1 protein-coding gene is annotated in these 464 nt (G+C 44.2%); it reads right to left on the bottom strand.

Annotation, left to right across the window (positions count from 1 at the left end; translation table 11 throughout):
* On the bottom strand, positions 1-456 hold a 456-nt coding region (locus A3761_RS07565), incomplete at its 3' end, for an efflux RND transporter permease subunit (protein WP_255374929.1).
* Positions 457-464 lie beyond the last annotated feature (8 nt).

Genomic DNA, 464 nt, shown 5'->3' with positions numbered 1-464 from the left:
CGAGAATAAAACCGCCATCATCAAATACATTACGAAGATAGCGATTAGATAACCGTTAAACAGAATATCTAAAAACGCCACAATACTTTTTTGTTTACCTGCGGTTCCCCACTTCATATCTGGATATTGCGCGACTAGCGTGTCGAGGTAGTGTTCTTTAAGGTCCTTTTGAATATTGTAAACCGAGTTATGTTCTGTATTGACGTATGCGCTCACGGTCACCACTCGCTTGCGCTCATAGCGGCGAATATTATTCGGTGCCTGTCGGAAGTGAATATCAGCAATTATTGACAAGTCTATATAGCTGCCATCTGCTATCAAAATTGGCAGGTGCTCCAGGTACCACATCGAAGCTCGTTCTTCTTCAGGCAAGCCTAGCCAGACATCGACTTCATCATCTTGCGTTTGGATCGTTTGCACCACTTCACCCTGATACGCCCTATTGACTTGCCTGATAACCTGCT

Source organism: Oleiphilus sp. HI0123, assembly GCF_001635315.1.
This window is presented reverse-complemented; position numbering and strand designations above follow the sequence as displayed.